Consider the following 18,210-nt stretch of genomic DNA (forward strand, 5'->3'; position numbering starts at 1 on the left):
GCAGCCCGCGACGCCGACCCTTGACGGCGAGCCGCGTGGGGGAGGTCTGCGGACGGTAGGCTGCTGCACGCGAATGACCCGCGTCGATGAAGGAGCCCCTGATGGACGACCAGGTACCGGGCGTAGCAGGCGTAGTGGTGCTGGCGGCGGGCGCGGGAACGCGCATGAAGTCACGCACCTCGAAGCTGCTGCATCAGATTGCAGGGCGTTCCCTGCTCAGCTACGCCATCCATGCGGCCGAGTTCCTCGACCCTGAGCGCCTTGTCGTGGTGGTGGGCCATGAGCGCGAACAGATCGAGGCGCACCTGGCCGACATCGCCCCCCAGGTCACGGTCGCGGTCCAAGAGCAGCAAAACGGCACCGGCGACGCGGTGCGCGCAGGCCTGGAGCACCTCGCCGACGTTGAGGGGGAGATCGTCGTCACCTACGGCGATGTTCCACTACTCACCGGGGAGACGCTCGCCGCCCTCGTGGCGGCCCACCGCACCCACAGCGATGCGGTGACGGTGCTCAGCACGGTGCTGGACGATCCGAGCGGGTATGGGCGCATCGTTCGTGACGCCGACGGCGGCCAGGTCGCGGCCATCGTCGAGCAGAAGGACGCCACCCCCCAGCAGGCTGCCATCACCGAGATCAACGCGGGCATCTACGTGTTCGACGCGGCGACGCTGCGGGCCGGGCTGGCGTCCCTCACCAGCAACAACGCGCAGGGCGAGTTGTACCTCACCGACGTCATCACGTTCGCCCGCGAACGGGGCCGTGACGTGCACGCCATGATCTTGGAGGATCGCTGGCAGGCCGAAGGGGTGAACGACCGCATCCAGTTGTCCCGGCTGGGGCGCGAACAGAATCGTCGCCTGCTGGAGAAGTGGATGCGTGCCGGGGTCACGATCCTCGACCCGGAAACCACCTGGGTCCACGACACCGTTGATCTGGCCCCCGACGTGACGCTGCTGCCGGGCACCCACCTCGAAGGCGCGACCTCGGTCGCTACGGGGGCCACCATCGGTCCCGACACCACATTGATCGACGTCGAGGTGCGCGAGGACGCCACCATCGTCCGGACGCACGGGTCGCTGGCGATCATCGGGGCGGGCGCCTCGGTGGGGCCGTTCGCCTACCTGCGTCCGGGGACGGAGTTGGGGGATCGCGGCAAGATCGGCACCTTCGTGGAGACCAAGAACGCCATGATCGGCGAGGGCGCCAAGGTGCCGCACCTCACCTATGCGGGCGATGTCGAGATCGGGCCGGACGCCAACATCGGCGCGGGCACGATCTTCGCCAACTACGACGGCGTCACCAAGAGCCGTTCCGTGGTGGGCAAGGCGAGCTTCGTGGGCAGCAACTCGGTCATCATGGCGCCGGTCGAGATCGCCGACGGGGCCTACGTCGGCGCCGGGTCGGCGATCACCGACCCGGTGGGGCCTGGTGAACTGGCGGTGGCCCGGGCCCGGCAGCGTAATATCGCCGGATGGGTGGCGGCTCGGCGCGCAGGCACCAAGACCTTCACCGCAGCCCGAGAAGCGAGCGAAGGGACGCCCGAGCAGTGACCGGGATCAAGCGTCAGTCCGAGAAACACCTCATCGTGGCGTCCGGGCGGGCGTTCCCCGAACTGGCCGACGAGGTCGTCAGCCTGCTGGGGGTGGAGTTGGTCCCGACCAGGGCGCTCACCTACGCGAACTCCGAGATTTACGTGCGTTTCGAGGAGTCGGTGCGCGGCGCGGACGCGTTCGTCATCCAGGCACACCCGGCGCCGGTCAACGAGTGGCTCATGGAGCAACTCATCATGATCGACGCGCTGAAGCGGGCTTCGGCCAAACGCATCACGGTCGTGTCGCCGTTCTACCCTTACGGGCGTCAGGACAAGAAGCATGCGGGCCGCGAGCCCATCTCCGCCCGGCTCATCGCCGACCTGTACAAGACCGCGGGCGCGGATCGGTTGATGTCGATCGATCTGCACGCCTCCCAGATCCAGGGATTCTTCGACGGGCCCGTCGATCACTTGATCGCGCTCCCGGTGCTGGAGGAGTACATCCGCACGCACTACCCGCTGGACAACCTGACCGTCGTCAGCCCCGACGCTGGCCGCGTCCGCTTGGCCGACGCGTACACCGACCGGCTGGGTGCGCCGCTGGCGATCATCCATAAGCGGCGTGACCCGAACAAGGCCAACGAGGTGGCGGTCGGGGAGGTCGTCGGTGACGTCCGGGGCCGGGTGTGCCTGCTTGTGGACGACATGATCGATACTGCGGGCACGATCACGGCGGCCGCGCACACGTTGAAGGAGCACGGCGCCGCCGGCGTGATCGCTGCAGCGACGCATCCGATCTTGTCGGGCCCGGCTGCCGAGCGGCTGAACTCGGCGCCGTTCGAGGAGATCATCGTCACCAACACGCTCCCGATCCCCGACGGGGTGAACGTGCCGAAGCTCACCACGTTGTCGGTTGCTCCGCTGATCGCCGAGGCGATCCGGCAGATTTTCGAGGACGGTTCGGTCACCAGCCTGTTCCAGGGCGCCAGCCTGTAAGGCGGCCTCACGCGCCTTGCTTGTGCGCGTCAGCGGGGGCGGGTGAAGATCAGCGCGACCGCTCGCAGTGCGAGGATCACCCCGGCGAAGGCGAGCAGCAGGCCCAGCAGGCTGAACGTGTCGATGCCCGCGATCAGCGGGAGCCCGCCGCCGCTGGTGACCAGCACGATGCCTCCGACGACGGCCGCACCCGCCAGCAGGGCGAGGACGAGTTGCTGCACCAGCGACGTCACGAAGCGCCGGTCGTGCGGATCGTGGAACAAGGACACCCGCACGGCAAAACGGCCTTCGGTCAGGTCGTCGGTCAGCTTGTCGATGCGCCGCGGCAGGTGCTCCAGCACGGGCAGGATGCGCACCATCCGGCGTTGCAGTTGGGCGGTCACGCCTTCAGGGGAGAGATCGCCGGTGACGTCCTTGGCGACACAGCGCGCCGCCTCGACGAGGTCGAGCCCCGGATCGAGACGTTTGAGTGTCCCCTCGAGCGCGCCCAGGGAGCGCAGGGCGGCGGCGATCTGCGGGGGGACGCCGAATCCGTAGCGCATCACCAGCGACAGCAGTTCACCGAACACTTTGAGGCTTCCGCCGCGTCCGATGCCGCCGCGGTAGCGGGTGATGAGCAGCCCGATCTCGCGCTGCAGCGCACGCTCGTCCAGCGTGTCGGGCCGGTCCAGCAACTCCAACACGCAGTCGGTGGCCAAGACGGGGTCGTCGGCGTCGATCGACCACAGCATCAGGGCCAGCGTCTGACGGGAGGGGGCGTCCAGGCGTCCTACTGATCCGAAGTCGAGCAGCCCCACCGCGCCGTCGGGCCAGATCACGACGTTGCCAGCGTGCAGGTCGGCATGAAAGATGCCATCACCGAGGAGTTGGCCGAGCACTGCGGCCAGGAGGGTCTGCGCGGACGCAGCGCGCGTGTCGGCGTCCAGAGCCTCGATGAGGTCGTCCGCCTGGGCGATGGGGGTCCCGGTGAGTCGCTCCATGACGATGACGTGACGCCCCGAGAGTTCGTCGTAGACGTGCGGGATGCGGACGCCGCGCTCCCCGCTCACCAGAGTGGCCGTGTGGACCTGGGCGAGCGACGCCGACGCGAGGGGTTCGGGATCGATTTCTGAAAACACCTCCTCCAGCGGGCGGCCGAGTTCAGCCTCCACGGCAGTCGCGAACACGGGCCACGGTTGCGGCGCGACGCGGTTGGTGAGGTGGGACAGCTCCTCCAGATACACCGGGGGGAGCAGATCCGCCCGCGTGGACAACATCTGGCCCAGTTTCACGAACGTCACCCCGGACTGCTCCAACGCGAGGCGCAGCGAATGGGCGGTCACGGAGGGCCGGTCGTCGCCGCGCAGGCCGCGTAGCTGGGAGGTGAGGCCGTTGCGGGCCAGGATCGTCGTGATCTCCCCGTAGCGGCGGGCGGTGGCGAAGCGGCGCCCCCACCCGAAGAACGCCGACCGCAGCGGGGGCAGGGATCCGGTGGGCCACAGCACTTCGAGCCCCACCAGGACGGCTGCGCTGAAGGCGAACCCCCACAGGGCCAACACGATGAGGACGAGCAGGCCTGCCCCGGCGCTCGAGTCGGTGATGACCATCGTCCCGGACTCCAGGGCCCAGCCGATGACGCCGAAGAAGATGCCGATGGTCAGGATCGAGACAACGAACGAGCGGAGCCACCCCACCGGGACGCCCAGGACGCGGCGGGCCGCGTGGACCAGCAGCCACGCTTGCAACACGCTCACGGTGAGTGCGGCGATGCCGCTGAAGAACGATTCGAGCCCGGCGAGCACGTTCATCGGATCCCCTCACGCAGGTTGGATGCCCCTTCTGCGAGCCTAGTCAGCCAAGCGCATAACGCCGTCGGTCCGTGTTCCTCCCCGCCCGCGCCTCTGAACTATCCACGCCCTGCCGTGTGGGGTAGGATGCAAAGGTTGCTTGGCGAGGGGACGTCTGATCCCGTGATCGACAAGGTCCTCCCTTGCCACGTCTGTACCGCAAGGTTGAGGAGAACCACACATGAGCGATGAGCTGAAGCTTGTAGCCGAGTCCCGCAATGAGTTCGGCAAGGGCGCTGCCCGCCGGATCCGCCGCGCCAACAAGGTGCCCGCCGTTATCTACGGCCACGGCGGAGACCCGATCCACATCACGCTGCCCGGCCACGAGACCCTGCTGGCGCTGCGCACCGCGAACGCCCTGCTCACCCTCGTCATCGATGGCGCCGAGCCCGAGTTGGCCCTGCCCAAGCAGGTGCAGCGCGACCCGATCACCGGCTTCCTCGAGCACGTCGACCTCGTCATCGTGAAGAAGGGCGAGAAGGTCAGCGTCGAGGTTCCGCTGCTGATCACCGGCACCATCAAGGAAGACCGCATCCTGGTTCAGGACCAGCAGGCCATCACCCTCGAGGTCGAGGCCACGAACATCCCGGCCCACGTCGAGATCGACGGCGGCGCCCTGCAGGTCGGCGACCAGATCACCGCCGCCGACCTGAAACTGCCTGCGGGTGCCGTGTTCGCTGGCGACCCCGAGGAACTGATCCTCTCCATCGCCCCGGCCCCCACGACCGAGGAACTGGACGCCGAACTGGACGCCGCCGTGGCCAAGGCTGGCGACGAGCCCGCCGAGGCTGCTTCCGAGGAAGCCGCGGAGTAAGTCCTTGCCGCACGCGTGGTTGGTGGTCGGGCTCGGTAATCCGGGCCCGACCTACGCGTCCACCCGGCACAATGTCGGCTTCATGGTGGCCGACGAACTCGCCGGGCGGGCGCGCGCACCGTTCACGGCGCCGCGCGGCATGCGCGCCGACGTGTGCGAGACGCGGCTGACCCCTGCGGGGATGGGCGGCGTGGGGGCTGACGCCCAGCGCGTCGTCGTGATCAAGCCGCGCACGTTCATGAACGATTCGGGTGCCGCCGTCGGTAAGGCGTCCGCGTTCTACAAGATTTCCCCCGAGAACGTGATCGTCGTCCACGACGAACTCGATCTGGATTTCGGGCGCCTGCGCGTCAAGAAGGGCGGGGGCGACAACGGGCACAACGGCCTGAAGTCGATCCGTGCCGCGTTGGGTACCGGCGACTTTTACCGGGTCCGGTTCGGCATCGGGCGTCCACCCGGTCGTCAGGACGCCGCCGCCTACGTGCTGGCGACGATCCCGGCGTCCTTGCGCGAGGACTACGCCGTCGAGGCGTCCCGCAACGCCGACGCCGTCGAGACGCTGATCGCTGCAGGCCTCGAAGCTGTCCAGAACCGCTTCAACTCCTGAGGCGGGCAGCGGCAGAGCGTTATTTCAGGATCGCAGGAAGGGCGCCGGGCCAACTCCGGTGAGCCGATTCCGTGCCCTGCTTTCATGGGATATGACCGTGAAGACGTTTCTCAGGGTTCCCTAGGCTCATCCAGGTGATCGCGTCGCGGTGCTCCTCGGCGGGGACACGCTGGAACTCACCGAGCCCGGCGAGGCTGAGGACTTCGGTCGGCGTTGGGAGGACGCCCGGGCCCTCACCGAGTTCGGGGATCGCGAGATCACCGAGCCCTGGACGTGGGCGGGGCCGGCGCGGACAGTGTCGGGGCATAGCTGGGGTGGCTGTATCGAAGTGATCGATCAGATCGCACTGGCGGGGCGGATGCCGGCCGTGACCGACGTGGCGGGCTCCATCCTCCTGTTGGAGACCAGCGAGGAAATCCCCTCCGCTGACGAGGTGAAACGGTGGGTGCGAGCCCTAGCGAGCGAGGGGTGCTCGAGGCTGCCGCAGGGGTTCTGGTCGCCCGTCCACCGGTCAGCGCGCTAGACAAGCCTGTTCCGTCAGCATCCGAGCGCTCTCGGCTTCGCGTGGAGCAACGCGAGACCATCATCGAGCAGGTTTCTCGATACAACCCGCATGCCGTGGTCTGCGTGGGTGTGCCGTGTGGACACACGCGCCCGCAATGGATCGTCCCCTTCGGGGGCATCATCACCCTCGACGGTGCGAGTCAGGTCGTCGAGGCTCACTATCAGCCCTGACCACGCGCTGCGATCCACACCGCTCCGACCCGGGCTCCATGGGGAGTGTCAGGGGCCGCCTCTAGACTGTCCGTCGTGAATCTTGCGGGCCTTCTTGAGCTCGTCGCCTCCGAACCCGTCATTGCTGAGCTGGTCTCGCATGCGCGCGTGGGCTCGGATGCGACGTTGGACGTCTCCTGTCCCAGCGCGCTGCGCCCACTCCTGGCGTCCGTGCTGCGCACCCGCGCGGATCGTCCACTGCTGGTGGTCACCTCGACGTACCGCGAGGCGGAGAACACCCGCGACACGCTCGCATCCGTGTTGGGCGAAGACGACGTGGCCTACTACCCGGCCTGGGAGACGCTGCCGCACGAGCGCCTCTCGCCGCGCTCGGACACGGTGGGTCGCCGCCTGAGCGTCCTGCGGCGGCTCGCGGGCCACGATGAGCTCCCGGCGCCCGGCGTCATCGTCGCGCCGGTGCGAGCCATCTTGCAGCCACAGGTTGCGGGGCTCGGTGATCTGCTCCCGGTCCGGATCGAGGCCGGGCGCGACTACGACGTCGATGAGATCGCCGCAGCGCTGGTGGATGCCGCCTACGTGCGTGTGGATTTGGTGGAGCGGCGGGGCGAGTTCGCGGTGCGCGGCGGCATCATCGATGTCTTCCCGCCCACGAGCGAGCACCCCTACCGCGTGGACTTCTTCGGGGATCAGGTCGAGGAGATCCACCCCTTCTCGGTGGCGGATCAACGCTCCATGGAGGAGACGCTGCCTGCCATCACCGCCGACCCCTGCCGCGAACTGCTGCTGAGCGACGCCGTGCGAGAGCGGGCGGCCACGCTGTCGATGCGCACCGACCTGGGCGAGCAGTTGCGTGAGATGTTCGCCAAGATCGCCGAGGGCCACGCCGTCGACGGCATGGAGGCGCTCGCCGCCGTGCTGGTCGACCGCCTCGAGCTGCTGGTCGATGTCTTGGCCCCCAACACGACCGTCTTGGTGAGTGATCCCGAGAAGGTGCGGGCGCGCGCTATGGAACTCCACGCCACCAGCCAAGAGTTCTTGATGGCGTCCTGGGCGGCGGCCGCCGAGGGCGGTAAGGCGCCGATCGATCTGGGCGGTTCGGCGTACCGGACGCTGGGCGAGGTGCGCACCGAGGCGCTGGGGCGGGGCGTGGCGTGGTGGACGCTGTCCGCGTTCGCCGAAGATCCCGCCAGCTTGCAGATCGCCGCCGAAGAGAACGAGCCCTTCCGCGGGGATCTCGAAGCGGCCCTGGGTGCGGTCCGGTCGTCGCTGGACGCCGGGATGAGCGTGGTGATGGTGGCAGACAGCCCCGGGCGCGCGACGCGCCTCGGCGAGGTGCTGGCCGAGCACGACCTGGCCGGGCGGGCCTCGATCGTCACCGCAGATCTGCGGCACGGCTTCCGCCTCGACAAGGTGAACCTGCAGGTCTTCACCTCCGGGGATCTCTCTGGCGTCCAAGGGGTCGAGAAGGCCCCCCGGAAGATGCCTGCGCGGCGCAAGAACACGATCGACCCGCTGGAACTCAAGCCCGGCGACCTGATCGTCCACGACGCGCACGGTGTGGGCCGCTACGTCGAGATGGTGACCCGGACGGCCGCCGGGGCGACCCGGGAGTACCTCGTCATCGAGTACGCGCCCTCCAAGCGTGGTCAGCCGGGGGATCGGCTCTTCGTCCCCATGGACGCCCTCGACCAGGTCACCCGCTACGTGGGCGGGGAGGCTCCCGCACTGGACCGGATGGGGGGAGCGGACTGGAACAAGCGCAAGAGCCGCGCTCGCAAGGCCGTCCGGGAGATCGCCGCCGAACTCATCAAGCTGTACGCGGCGCGGCAGGCCACCCAGGGGTACGCCTTCGGTGTCGACAGCCCGTGGCAGCGTGAACTCGAAGACAACTTCGCCTACGTGGAAACACCCGATCAGTTGGCCGCCGTCAGCGAGGTCAAGCGCGACATGGAGCAGATCGTCCCCATGGACCGCCTGATCTGCGGCGATGTCGGGTACGGGAAGACCGAGATCGCCATCCGGGCCGCGTTCAAGGCCGTCATGGACGGCAAGCAGGTCGCGATCCTGGTCCCGACCACTTTGCTGGTCCAGCAGCATTACGCCACCTTCGCCGACCGCTACGCGGGGTTCCCGGTGACGGTCGCCTCCCTGAGCCGGTTCCAGACGCCCGCGGAGTCGAAGAAGGTCATCGACGGCCTGCTGGACGGCTCGATCGACGTCGTCGTCGGCACTCACCGGCTGTTCTCCCAGGAGGTCCTGTTCAAGGATCTGGGCTTGGTGATCGTCGATGAGGAGCAGCGCTTCGGCGTCGAGCACAAGGAGGCGCTGAAGAAGATGCGCCTCAACGTCGACGTGCTGTCGATGTCGGCCACCCCGATCCCGCGAACGCTGGAGATGGCGATCACCGGCATCCGCGAGATGAGCGTCATCGCAACCCCACCCGAAGAGCGGCACCCCGTGCTGACGTTCGCCGGGCCCAGCGACGACGCCCAGATCAGGGCCGCGATCCGGCGCGAACTGGCCCGCGAGGGGCAGGTGTTCTACATCCACAATCGGGTTGGCACCATCGAGAAGGCTGCGGCGCGGATCCGGGATCTGGTGCCCGAGGCCACCGTCGAGGTCGCTCACGGTCAGATGAACGAGCATCAGTTGGAGCAGGTGATGCTCGACTTCTGGGAGCGTCGCGCCGACATCTTGGTGTGTACGACCATCGTCGAGGCAGGCCTGGACATCTCCAGCGCGAACACCCTCATCATCGAGCGGGCGGACCTGCTGGGCCTCTCTCAGTTGCACCAGTTGCGCGGACGCGTGGGGCGGGGTCGCGAACGCGGCTACGCCTACTTCCTGTATCCGCCGGACAAGCCCCTCACCGACACCGCGCACGACCGGCTGGCCACGATGGCCGCCCACACCGATCTGGGCGCTGGCATGGCGATTGCGATGAAGGACCTGGAGATCCGCGGCGCAGGCAACCTGCTGGGGGACGAACAGTCCGGACACATCGCCGACGTGGGCTTTGATCTCTACATCCGTCTGGTGGGCGAGGCGGTGGCCGACTTCCGCGGCGAGGCCGCCGAACCAGAACCCGAGATGAAGATCGAACTCGCGGTGGACGCCCACCTGCCCACCGACTACATCGAGTCGGAACGGCTGCGGTTGGAGATGTACAAGCGGTTGGCGGCGGTACGGGAGGAGTCCGACCTCGACGCGGTGCGCGCCGAACTGCTGGATCGCTACGGTCCGCTGCCCGCCCCGGTGGAGAACTTGTTCGCGGTGAGCCGGTTCCGCATGCTGGCCCGCTCGCTCGGCGTCACCGAGGTGCTCAGCGCGGGCACCATGGTCCGCTTCGCCCCGGTGAGCCTGTCCGAGTCGGCCGACATGCGTCGGGCACGCCTCTACCCGGGGTCGCGGCTGAACCGGGCCACCGGCCAACTGTTCTTGCCGCGTCCGATGACGCAACCCATCGCGGGCAAACCGGTGACGGATGCCCCCTTGCTGGAGTGGGCGGCGCAAGCGATGACGGCACTTCTCAGCCCAGCCCGCTAGGATCGCCACGACTGTCACGCGTTCAGGAGTCCACTGATGAACAAGGCAATTCGCCGCCTCGCCGTAGGTGCCGCCCTCGCGGCCTTCACCCTCACCGGGTGCGCCTCCTGGCCCGGAACGGGGGTGCGTGTCGGCGAGACCCGCATTTCCGACGATGCGATCGTGCGTGCATCGGTCGCGATTCAGGACATCCGTGGTGGCGGCGATGCGGACGCCACCGAAGTGCTGCAGACCGCGGCCTCCGGGTTCGCGCTGGGCGAGGCCGCCCGGCAGATCGCCGCGCAGAACAACATCGAGGTGACGACGGCGGCCAAGCAGTCTGCCGTGACCGTCAGCCCGGCCCTGTTCGCGTCCCCCGACGTCGGCCCGCTGATCGACGGGATCGCCACGAATGCGGTCGTGGCCTCCAAGCTCGGCCAAAACGCCTACCTCGACCAACTGAGCCGCATCCAGATCGAGGTCAACCCCCGCTACGGGAACTGGTCCGCGTCCCAGGCGGCGCTCACGTCCTCGGCGTTGTCGACGTCGCTCGAGGCGTTGCAGGCCAATCGCTGAACCGATGGCCGATCAGCACCCCGAACTGATGCGTCTCATCGGGGTCATGGCGCGGCTGCGCCGTGATTGCCCGTGGGACGCCGAGCAGACGCATCGGTCGCTGGTCACGTACCTGATCGAGGAAACCGCTGAGGTCGTCGAGGCGATCGAGGACGGCGAGGATCCCCACCTCGTCGAAGAACTCGGCGACCTGCTGTTGCAGGTGCTGTTCCATGCGCAGATCGCCGCCGATGAGGGCCGCTTCGACCTGGAGGATGTCGCGCACGGCATCGCCGACAAGCTGGTCGCTCGTCACCCGCACGTGTTCGCGTCCGGTGAGGTGCCCGGCGACCTGGACGCGACCTGGGAGGCCCGTAAGCGCGCCGAGAAGGGTCGCACCTCCGCCTTGGACGGGATTCCCCCGCTGAATGCGCTGGCCCGCAGCATGAAGGTCATCCGCCGGACGCGCAAGCTCGCCGTGCCTTTGGAACTGCCGCGCCAGCCGATCTCTGCGGAGGCGACGGGGGCGGGCATCTTGGAGTTGGTGGCCCGGGCCGAGGCCAGCGGCCTGGACGCCGACCAGGCCGTCCGTGACGCGGTGCGTGCCCTCGAGCAGGCCGTGGTCGCCGCCGAACAGGCACAGGGGTCCGACGCGACGCTGTGAGCCGAAGGCATGCCTGATCGCCTCCGTGCCGCCTCGCCCGCCGATCGAAATACGCACCAGCACTTTGTGCCGGTGAGCGATACCCTGGAGGTGGTCCACTCACCGACGAAAGGTATGTCACTGTGGCACTCATCGATGTCGTAACCGCCCGCGAGATTCTGGATTCCCGCGGTAACCCGACCGTCGAGGTCGAGGTCCTCCTGGATGATGATTCGCTGGGCCGCGCGGCGGTTCCGTCCGGTGCCTCCACCGGCGCCTTCGAGGCCGTGGAGCTCCGCGATGGAGACAAGGCCCGCTACGGCGGCAAGGGCGTCTTGAAGGCGGTCGAGAACGTCAACGAGGCGATCGCCGAAGAGGTCATTGGCTTCGACGCCACCGACCAGCGCGAGATCGACGCCGTCATGCTCGAACTGGACGGCACCGACAACAAGGCCAAGCTGGGCGCCAACGCCATCCTGGGCGTGTCCCTGGCTGTGGCTCAGGCTGCCGCCGAGTCGGCTGGCCTTCCCCTGTTCCGCTACGTGGGCGGCCCGAACGCCCACGTGCTCCCCGTCCCGATGATGAACATCCTCAACGGTGGGTCGCACGCCGACTCCAACGTTGACATCCAGGAGTTCATGATCGCCCCGATCGGCGCGGAAACGTTCGCCGAGGCCGTCGAGAAGGGCGCCTCGGTTTACCACGCCCTGAAGAAGGTCCTCAAGGACCGCGGTCTGTCCACCGGCCTGGGCGATGAGGGCGGCTTCGCGCCGAACCTCGACTCCAACGCCGAGGCCCTCGACCTCATCCTCGACGCCATCAAGGCGGCGGGGCTGGAGCCCGGCAAGGACATCGCGCTCGCGCTCGACGTCGCCGCCTCCGAGTTCTACGACGAGGGTGGCTACACCTTCGAAGGCGCCAAGAAGTCCTCCGACGAGATGATCGCCTACTACGTGGGCCTGGTGGAGAAGTACCCGCTGGTCTCCATCGAGGATCCGCTGAACGAAGAGGACTGGGACGGCTGGAAGAAGATCACCGAGGCCCTCGGCGACAAGGTTCAGCTCGTGGGCGACGACCTGTTCGTCACCAACCCCACCCGCCTGGCCCGGGGCATCGAGTCCGGCACCGCGAACGCGCTGCTGGTCAAGGTGAACCAGATCGGCACCCTCACCGAGACGCTGGACGCGGTCACCCTCGCCCAGACCAACGGCTACAAGTGCATGATCTCGCACCGTTCCGGTGAGACCGAAGACACCACCATCGCCGACCTGGCCGTCGCCACCAACTGCGGCCAGATCAAGACCGGTGCCCCGGCCCGCTCCGAGCGCGTCGCGAAGTACAACCAGCTCATCCGCATCGAGGAAACCCTCGATGACGCCGCCACCTACGCGGGTCGTTCCGCGTTCCCGCGGTTCAAGGGCTGATTTTCACCACCGCATCATCGAAGCGGCCGGGTCCTTCGGGGCCCGGCCGTTTCGCGTCCGCGGGCACCCAGGATGGTGTGCGTAGGCGTCCAGGATTGGTGCCTGGGATGGCACCTGCGCGGGGTGTCGGCCTGGGGTGAAACGTTCTCACCGCCTACTGTGGAGGCGCATACTTCCCCATGCGAAAGGCCCCGTTGGTGCGCGAAAACCGACACAATCGGCAGCCGTCCGGCCGCGGACGGTCCAGCAAGCGCACGCCCACGTCCCCCTCTGCGGCGGCGAAGAAGGGCGGGGCCGTCGTCCCGGTGCCAGAGTCCGCAGCACGTCCGGCACGCCGCCCCCGGCGGTTCGATTTCACCGCGCGAGCCCTGATCGCGATCGTGGTGCTGGCCGTTGTCATGATCTCCTTCGCGAACTCGCTGCGCGTGTGGTACATCCAGTCCGGTGATCTGGCCACCGCCGACGCCGCCATCGCGGCGCGGTCCGAGCGCGTCACCGAGTTGCAGGACGAATTGGCCCGCTGGGACGACTCCGCTTACGTCAAAGCCCAAGCTCGCGCCCGCCTCGGCTGGGTGATGCCCAGCGAGGTCGGCTACCGGGTGGTCGACGAGCACGGGCAGGTGCTGTCTGGCTCCAACGAGATCGAAGGCGTGGGAAACCCGCAGGGCAATCAGCTTGAGGCGCAATGGTGGGACCGGCTGGCGTCCTCGATGAAGAACGCCGACACCCCCATGGGCGTCAACCGCTGATCCACGCCGAGCCGACGCGGCAGGCGCAGTAGGGTGGCGGCCGTGCCGATCATCGAACCCGCCACTGCTGCCGACGTTGCCGTCCTGGAAGCCCAGTTGGGGCGTCCACCACGCGGCATCATCGGGATCGCCTACCGCTGCGCGAACGGTGAACCTGGCGTCGTCGCGACGAGCCCGCGCCTGCCCGACGGAACCCCGTTCCCAACCACCTACTACCTGACGTGCCCGCGCATCGTTGCTGCCGTCTCCACGGTCGAGTCGGAGGGCGTCATGGTGGAGATGAGCGAGCGCCTCACCCACGACCCCGACCTGGCGGCCGCCTACCGCGCCGCGCACGAGGCCTATCTGGCCGATCGGGCCCTCCTGGGTGACGTCCCCGAGATTGCGGGCATCAGCGCCGGTGGCATGCCGACGCGAGTCAAGTGTTTGCACGTGCTCGTCGGGCACGCCCTCGCGGCTGGGCCAGGGGTGAACCCGTTCGGGGACGAGGTGTTGGCGCGCATCGGCGACGTGTGCGGTGCTGCGCATCCTGTGCAGGAGGAACAACGATGACGCGGGTTGCGGCGGTGGACTGCGGGACGAACTCGATCCGACTGTTGGTCAGCGAGGCCGGTCCCGGCGGGGTGCGCGAACTGGATCGTCGGCTGATCATCACCAGGCTGGGGCAAGGCGTGGATGCGACGGGGGAGTTCCACCCCGACGCGCTGGCCCGCACCTTTGCTGCGTGCGACGAGTACGCCATCGTCCTGGCCGACCTGGGTGTGGAGCGCGTCCGGTTCGTGGCGACCTCCGCCGCACGAGACGCGGGCAATCGCCAAGCCTTCTTCGATGGCGTGGAGCAGCGCTTGGGCGTCCGCCCGGAGGTGATCCCCGGCCAAGAGGAGGCGCAACTCTCCTTCGGTGGCGCGGTTGCGGCGGCGACCGCACGCGGGGTCGTCGCGGCTCCGATGCTGGTGATGGACGTGGGGGGCGGCTCGACGGAGTTGTTCGTCGGGGAGGACGCCGCCTCGGCCAGGGGGGTGTCGCTCGACATGGGGTCGGTGCGGATCCGGGAGCGGTTCCTGCATTCCGATCCGCCCACCGCCGAGGAGATCGCCGAGGCGACCGCGTTCATCGACGGCCTGCTGGACGCCAGCGGCATCGACTTCGCCGCCCCCGCGACCTGGTTCGGGGTGGGGGGCACCGCGACGGCGCTGGCCGCGATCGTGCTGGAGTTGCCCGTCTACGATCGCGCGAGGGTCGACGGTGCCACCGTGACACGCGAGCAGATCGTGGCTTTGTCGCGGACGCTGCTGTCGTGGCCGGTGTCGCGCGTTCTTGAGATCCCCACCATGGCGCCCGGGCGCGCGGATGTGATCTGTGCAGGGGCCTTGATCGTTCGCCGCATCGCCGAGCGTCTGCCCGTGCCGTTGACCGTCAGCGAAGCAGACATCCTCGACGGGTTGGTCGCGGGGCTCCTGCGCTGACACCTCCGAGCACGGGGTTGCGCGGCGCGCGACCGCAGGCGAGCGCGTCTGCGGGGTCACCGCCCCCACCCCTAGACTGCAGGAGGCAGGGCCGCTGGCCCCCGTAGCCCAATGGCAGAGGCAGGCGGCTTAAACCCGCCCAAGTGCGGGTTCGACTCCCGTCGGGGGTACCGAGCATCCGCTCATCGCGCCGATCCCTTCTCGACGCGATTCTCGGACGCCACGCACGGATCGTGCCGGAACAAGGGAAGGGCCCGTCAGCCGGTGACGTCGAGGGCGTCCAGGAGTTGGCCGAGGTGTTCTTGTTCCGAGGTGCTGAGGCGTCGAAGCACCGGGGAGAGCGCCTCGCTGAGTTCCGCCGCACACGTCCGTGCGAGGTCCTGGCCCGCCGCGGTGAGGCGCACGCGGACAGAACGGCGATCGAGCGGATCTCCCGTCTTGACGAGCAGGCCGCGCGTTGCGGCTCGATCAACCAGCCCGGTGATGGTGGAGCGGTCGAGTCCCAGGTGCTCGGCCAGGTCCGACATCATGGGCGTCCGGTCGCGCAAGATCGCGATCACGCGCCACAGCGTCAACGAAAGGCGGTGCCGGGCGGCGATGGCAGCGACCGCGTCGACGACCGCATACGAGGTTTGGACGAGCGCTCCCAGGACTTCTGCCGCCGCATCCTGCTGCGGGCCGGCGGGGCCTGAGTCGGAGCGCATGGCGCTCACCCTACGCGTTGCGTAGCGCATGCCGACGCATATAGTTGGTGATACCAAGTAAAAGGAGACCGTCATGAAGGCAGCTCTGGTCACGGCGTATGGACACAACCCCCAGTACGCCGACGCCCCCGAACCCGTGGCGAGCGAGGAAGAGATCGTGATCGACGTCCTCGCCGCCGCCCTCGCGCCACGCGTCCGTTCACAAGCAGCCGGATCGCACTACACGAGCACTGGTGCGCTTCCGTTGATCCCCGGGGTAGATGGGGTGGGTGCCCTGCCCGACGGTCGACAGGTGTACTTCCTCCTTCCCCCCGACACGACGCACGGTTCGATGGCGCAACGTGTCGCGATGGACCCGCGACGCAGCGTGGTCCTGCCCGAAGGTGCGGATCCGGTCGTAGTGGCGGCGACCATGAACCCCGCCATGGCGTCCTGGGTTGCCCTGCGCCAACGCGCCCACTGGCGCCCTGGGGGGAGCGTCCTCGTTCTGGGTGCCACCGGGAGCGCCGGACGTGCGGCCGTCCGGGTGGCGCACCACCTGGGGGCCGCCGAGATCGTGGCGGTCGGGCGGAACGCAACGCGCATGAGCGACCTGACGGAGTTCGGGGTGCGCCGGTGCATCGAACTCGACGACGACCGCTCGCCCACGAAGTCGTCGCCGGGACTATCGTCACGCCGTCTCGCGCCGTCGCTTTGCGTGACGTCTCCCAAGCCTGGGAGGACGCCGCGGCATCCCCTCGTCTGGTTCTCGTGCCGTGAGACTCCCCAGCGGGGCTGTGCCTGGCTTCAGCGTCCTCTCCTCGGGGGGATCCCAGGGTGCTGAGGGCCACGCGGAATAGCCGGACGAGTCACCAGGTTGACTAGGATGAAGAAAATCTCGAAGGAAAGGCACCCCTCATGAGGAGTACCAACCCGGTCTTCACACGATCGGAGTCGTTCAACGCTCCGGCGCCCTACCAGGCCCCGGCTGGCTACGGACAGCCCGGCCAGCAGGGCTACGAGCAACCGTATGGCCAGCAGGGCTACGGGCAGCCGACGTACGCGCAGCCCGGATACGGGCAGCCCGCCCAGCCCGCAGGCCAGGTCATGACCGTCGATGACGTCATCACCAAGTCCGCCATCACGATGGGGGTTCTCATCCTGTCGGCGGCGGCGACGTTCATGTTCCTGCCGCCCACGCTGCTCCTCCCGACGCTGATCGTCAGCGCCATCGTCGGCTTCGTGTCGGTCCTGCTCGTCTCCTTGCGGCGTGTCGTGAACCCGGCGTTCGTGATGCTGTACTCGGTGATCGAGGGTGCCTTCATCGGCGCCTTCACGCTGATGTTTGCTCTCCGATTCGACGCGGGACTCGTCATCCAGGCGGTCTTGGGTACCTTCATGGCGGCAGGGGTGACCCTCTTCGCCTACCGGTTCTTCCGGATCAAGATCACCTCGAAGTTCCGTCGCATCGTCACGCTGGGGACGTTCGCTTTCCTCGGCCTCGTGCTGGTGAACCTGGTGTTGGCTGTCTTCGGCATCAATCTGGGCATTCGGACGGTCGGGGGCGGCTTCAACATCATCGCGCTGGTGGTCTCCCTCGTCGCGATCGGCCTGGCCGTGGCCAACCTGCTGATGGACTTCGACTACGTGGAGCAGGGCATCCGCAACCGTCTGCCTGCCTCGGAGTCGTGGCGTGCCGCCTTCGGGATCACGGTCACCATGGTGTGGCTCTACACCGAACTGCTGCGCCTGATGTCCTACTTCAGGAACTAGCGCTCCCTCGTCACCACCACGTCAAGCCCCGTCCGGGTCGTCCGGGCGGGGCTTCGTGCTGCGATGGATGCACAGGTTTCCCCCCTCCCTTGGGCGCCGAGGGGGGACGGGGTCAGGCGCCCTGGTGGTGCAGGGTGCGCAGGACGGATTGGCCATGCTTGGCCAGCAGAGCCCGGGACCCATTGATCCAGGACACCTCACGCAACGAGGCGGGGGGCACCCACCGGCTGGACGCCGTCGTGCCGCCGACATCGTGGACGACGGCGTCGATGGGGGCGTCACAACGGGCCGCGTAAATCAGCCGCACCGCGTGGAAATCCTCGACGACACCGGTGGGGGAGTGACCGATCCAGTGGTCGGACTGCATATCGAGGAACCGCAGGATCTCGATGGTCTGCCCGGTCTCCTCGTACACCTCGCGCTGCACCGTGGCGGCCGGATTCTCGCCGGGATCGATGCCGCCGCCGGGGAGCCCCCACATGCCAGGCACGGCCGTGCGCGAGGAGAACTCCGTGGCAAGCAAACCCCGACGTGACACGACCAGGGCGTAGGCGGCGAGCCGCTGACGGACGACGGGCTCACAGCCGGACTCGTCGGGGCGCAGCGTGCTGCGGATCTTTTGGGGCCCGCGCGGGACGATCGGACGATGGTGCTCGGCGACCAGGAGCGTCACGCTGAGATCCTCCACGGTGCCGGTCACCGACAGTGGGCGGGTCACCCGATAGCCCTGCTCCCACACCACCTGGTACGGGTCCTCCCCGTGCCCTAGCGCGAAAGACAGCACAGGCGCACCGCCTGGTATCTCCACGCCGACGATCTGCATCCCTCCATCTTTGCCGTCGTCACCGGCCAATCCAAGCCGCCGCACGCGGGGGGACCTCCT

At 68.2% G+C, this 18,210-nt stretch carries 16 protein-coding genes, 1 tRNA gene and 1 pseudogene; 15 read left to right on the forward strand and 3 right to left on the reverse strand.

Annotated features, from left to right (window positions below; genetic code table 11):
- The first annotated feature begins 101 nt into the window (after positions 1 to 101).
- On the forward strand, positions 102 to 1,550 hold the full coding sequence (glmU, locus tag C1706_RS04120; RefSeq protein ID WP_129457948.1) for a bifunctional UDP-N-acetylglucosamine diphosphorylase/glucosamine-1-phosphate N-acetyltransferase GlmU: 1,449 nt from the start codon (positions 102 to 104) through the stop codon (positions 1,548 to 1,550).
- Complete coding sequence (locus C1706_RS04125) at positions 1,547 to 2,527, forward strand: ribose-phosphate diphosphokinase (protein WP_129457949.1); 981 nt, start codon at positions 1,547 to 1,549, stop codon at positions 2,525 to 2,527. Before glmU ends, C1706_RS04125 begins: the two co-directional genes overlap by 4 nt.
- Positions 2,528 to 2,556: 29 nt before the next feature.
- Here C1706_RS04125 and C1706_RS04130 read toward each other — a convergent pair whose 3' ends face one another.
- Positions 2,557 to 4,314: an AarF/UbiB family protein gene (locus tag C1706_RS04130; RefSeq protein WP_129457950.1), complete on the reverse strand. Its 1,758-nt coding sequence runs from the start codon at positions 4,312 to 4,314 to the stop codon at positions 2,557 to 2,559.
- A 220-nt stretch (positions 4,315 to 4,534) separates the two neighbouring features.
- On the opposite strand from C1706_RS04130, the gene C1706_RS04135 reads away from it, so the two are divergent.
- The 11 genes and pseudogenes from C1706_RS04135 to C1706_RS04185 all read left to right on the forward strand — a co-directional run bounded on the left by C1706_RS04135 (position 4,535) and on the right by C1706_RS04185 (position 15,041).
- Entirely contained in the window at positions 4,535 to 5,167 is a 633-nt protein-coding gene (locus C1706_RS04135) for a 50S ribosomal protein L25/general stress protein Ctc (protein WP_129457951.1), read from the forward strand.
- 4 nt (positions 5,168 to 5,171) lie between these two features.
- On the forward strand, positions 5,172 to 5,774 hold the full coding sequence (gene pth / locus C1706_RS04140) for an aminoacyl-tRNA hydrolase (RefSeq protein WP_129457952.1): 603 nt from the start codon (positions 5,172 to 5,174) through the stop codon (positions 5,772 to 5,774).
- 358 nt (positions 5,775 to 6,132) lie between these two features.
- Positions 6,133 to 6,509: pseudogene (locus C1706_RS14270) on the forward strand (hypothetical protein).
- Between the two features lie 45 nt (positions 6,510 to 6,554).
- Positions 6,555 to 10,055 (forward strand): transcription-repair coupling factor, encoded by a 3,501-nt coding sequence (mfd, locus tag C1706_RS04150; RefSeq protein ID WP_431830684.1) that lies wholly within the window; start codon positions 6,555 to 6,557, stop codon positions 10,053 to 10,055.
- A 36-nt stretch (positions 10,056 to 10,091) separates the two neighbouring features.
- Positions 10,092 to 10,610 (forward strand): hypothetical protein, encoded by a 519-nt coding sequence (locus C1706_RS04155; RefSeq protein WP_129457954.1) that lies wholly within the window; start codon positions 10,092 to 10,094, stop codon positions 10,608 to 10,610.
- The gene (locus C1706_RS04160) at positions 10,603 to 11,253 is read left to right on the forward strand and encodes a nucleoside triphosphate pyrophosphohydrolase (RefSeq protein WP_431830686.1); all 651 of its coding nucleotides are present in this window, start codon (positions 10,603 to 10,605) and stop codon (positions 11,251 to 11,253) included. Before C1706_RS04155 ends, C1706_RS04160 begins: the two co-directional genes overlap by 8 nt.
- Before the next feature lie 122 nt (positions 11,254 to 11,375).
- The gene (eno, locus tag C1706_RS04165) at positions 11,376 to 12,656 is read left to right on the forward strand and encodes a phosphopyruvate hydratase (protein WP_129457956.1); all 1,281 of its coding nucleotides are present in this window, start codon (positions 11,376 to 11,378) and stop codon (positions 12,654 to 12,656) included.
- Positions 12,657 to 12,835: 179 nt separating this feature from the next.
- Positions 12,836 to 13,405: an FtsB family cell division protein gene (locus tag C1706_RS04170; protein WP_129457957.1), complete on the forward strand. Its 570-nt coding sequence runs from the start codon at positions 12,836 to 12,838 to the stop codon at positions 13,403 to 13,405.
- A 48-nt stretch (positions 13,406 to 13,453) separates the two neighbouring features.
- Positions 13,454 to 13,957, forward strand: a complete 504-nt coding sequence (locus C1706_RS04175) for a DUF501 domain-containing protein (RefSeq protein WP_241653428.1) — start codon at positions 13,454 to 13,456, stop codon at positions 13,955 to 13,957.
- Positions 13,954 to 14,871 carry a Ppx/GppA phosphatase family protein gene (locus C1706_RS04180; RefSeq protein ID WP_129457959.1) on the forward strand — a complete coding sequence of 306 codons (918 nt, stop codon included), beginning with the start codon at positions 13,954 to 13,956 and terminating at the stop codon, positions 14,869 to 14,871. The genes C1706_RS04175 and C1706_RS04180 overlap by 4 nt, the downstream gene beginning before the upstream one ends.
- A gap of 97 nt (positions 14,872 to 14,968) precedes the next feature.
- Positions 14,969 to 15,041, forward strand: a tRNA-Leu gene (locus tag C1706_RS04185).
- A gap of 87 nt (positions 15,042 to 15,128) precedes the next feature.
- On the opposite strand, the gene C1706_RS04190 is transcribed toward C1706_RS04185, so the two are convergent.
- Positions 15,129 to 15,575, reverse strand: coding sequence for a MarR family winged helix-turn-helix transcriptional regulator (locus C1706_RS04190; RefSeq protein WP_129457960.1), 447 nt, complete (start codon positions 15,573 to 15,575; stop codon positions 15,129 to 15,131).
- A gap of 73 nt (positions 15,576 to 15,648) precedes the next feature.
- Here C1706_RS04190 and C1706_RS04195 point away from each other — a divergent pair, with 73 nt between their 5' ends.
- Complete coding sequence (locus tag C1706_RS04195; RefSeq protein ID WP_129457961.1) at positions 15,649 to 16,398, forward strand: quinone oxidoreductase family protein; 750 nt, start codon at positions 15,649 to 15,651, stop codon at positions 16,396 to 16,398.
- A 74-nt stretch (positions 16,399 to 16,472) separates the two neighbouring features.
- On the forward strand, positions 16,473 to 17,327 hold the full coding sequence (locus tag C1706_RS04200; protein WP_129457962.1) for a Bax inhibitor-1/YccA family protein: 855 nt from the start codon (positions 16,473 to 16,475) through the stop codon (positions 17,325 to 17,327).
- Between the two features lie 112 nt (positions 17,328 to 17,439).
- On the opposite strand, the gene C1706_RS04205 is transcribed toward C1706_RS04200, so the two are convergent.
- Positions 17,440 to 18,150, reverse strand: coding sequence for an NUDIX hydrolase (locus tag C1706_RS04205; RefSeq protein WP_129457963.1), 711 nt, complete (start codon positions 18,148 to 18,150; stop codon positions 17,440 to 17,442).
- Between the last annotated feature and the right edge of the window lie 60 nt (positions 18,151 to 18,210).

The organism is Propioniciclava flava (assembly GCF_004126535.1).
Lineage (GTDB): Bacteria > Actinomycetota > Actinomycetes > Propionibacteriales > Propionibacteriaceae > Propioniciclava > Propioniciclava flava.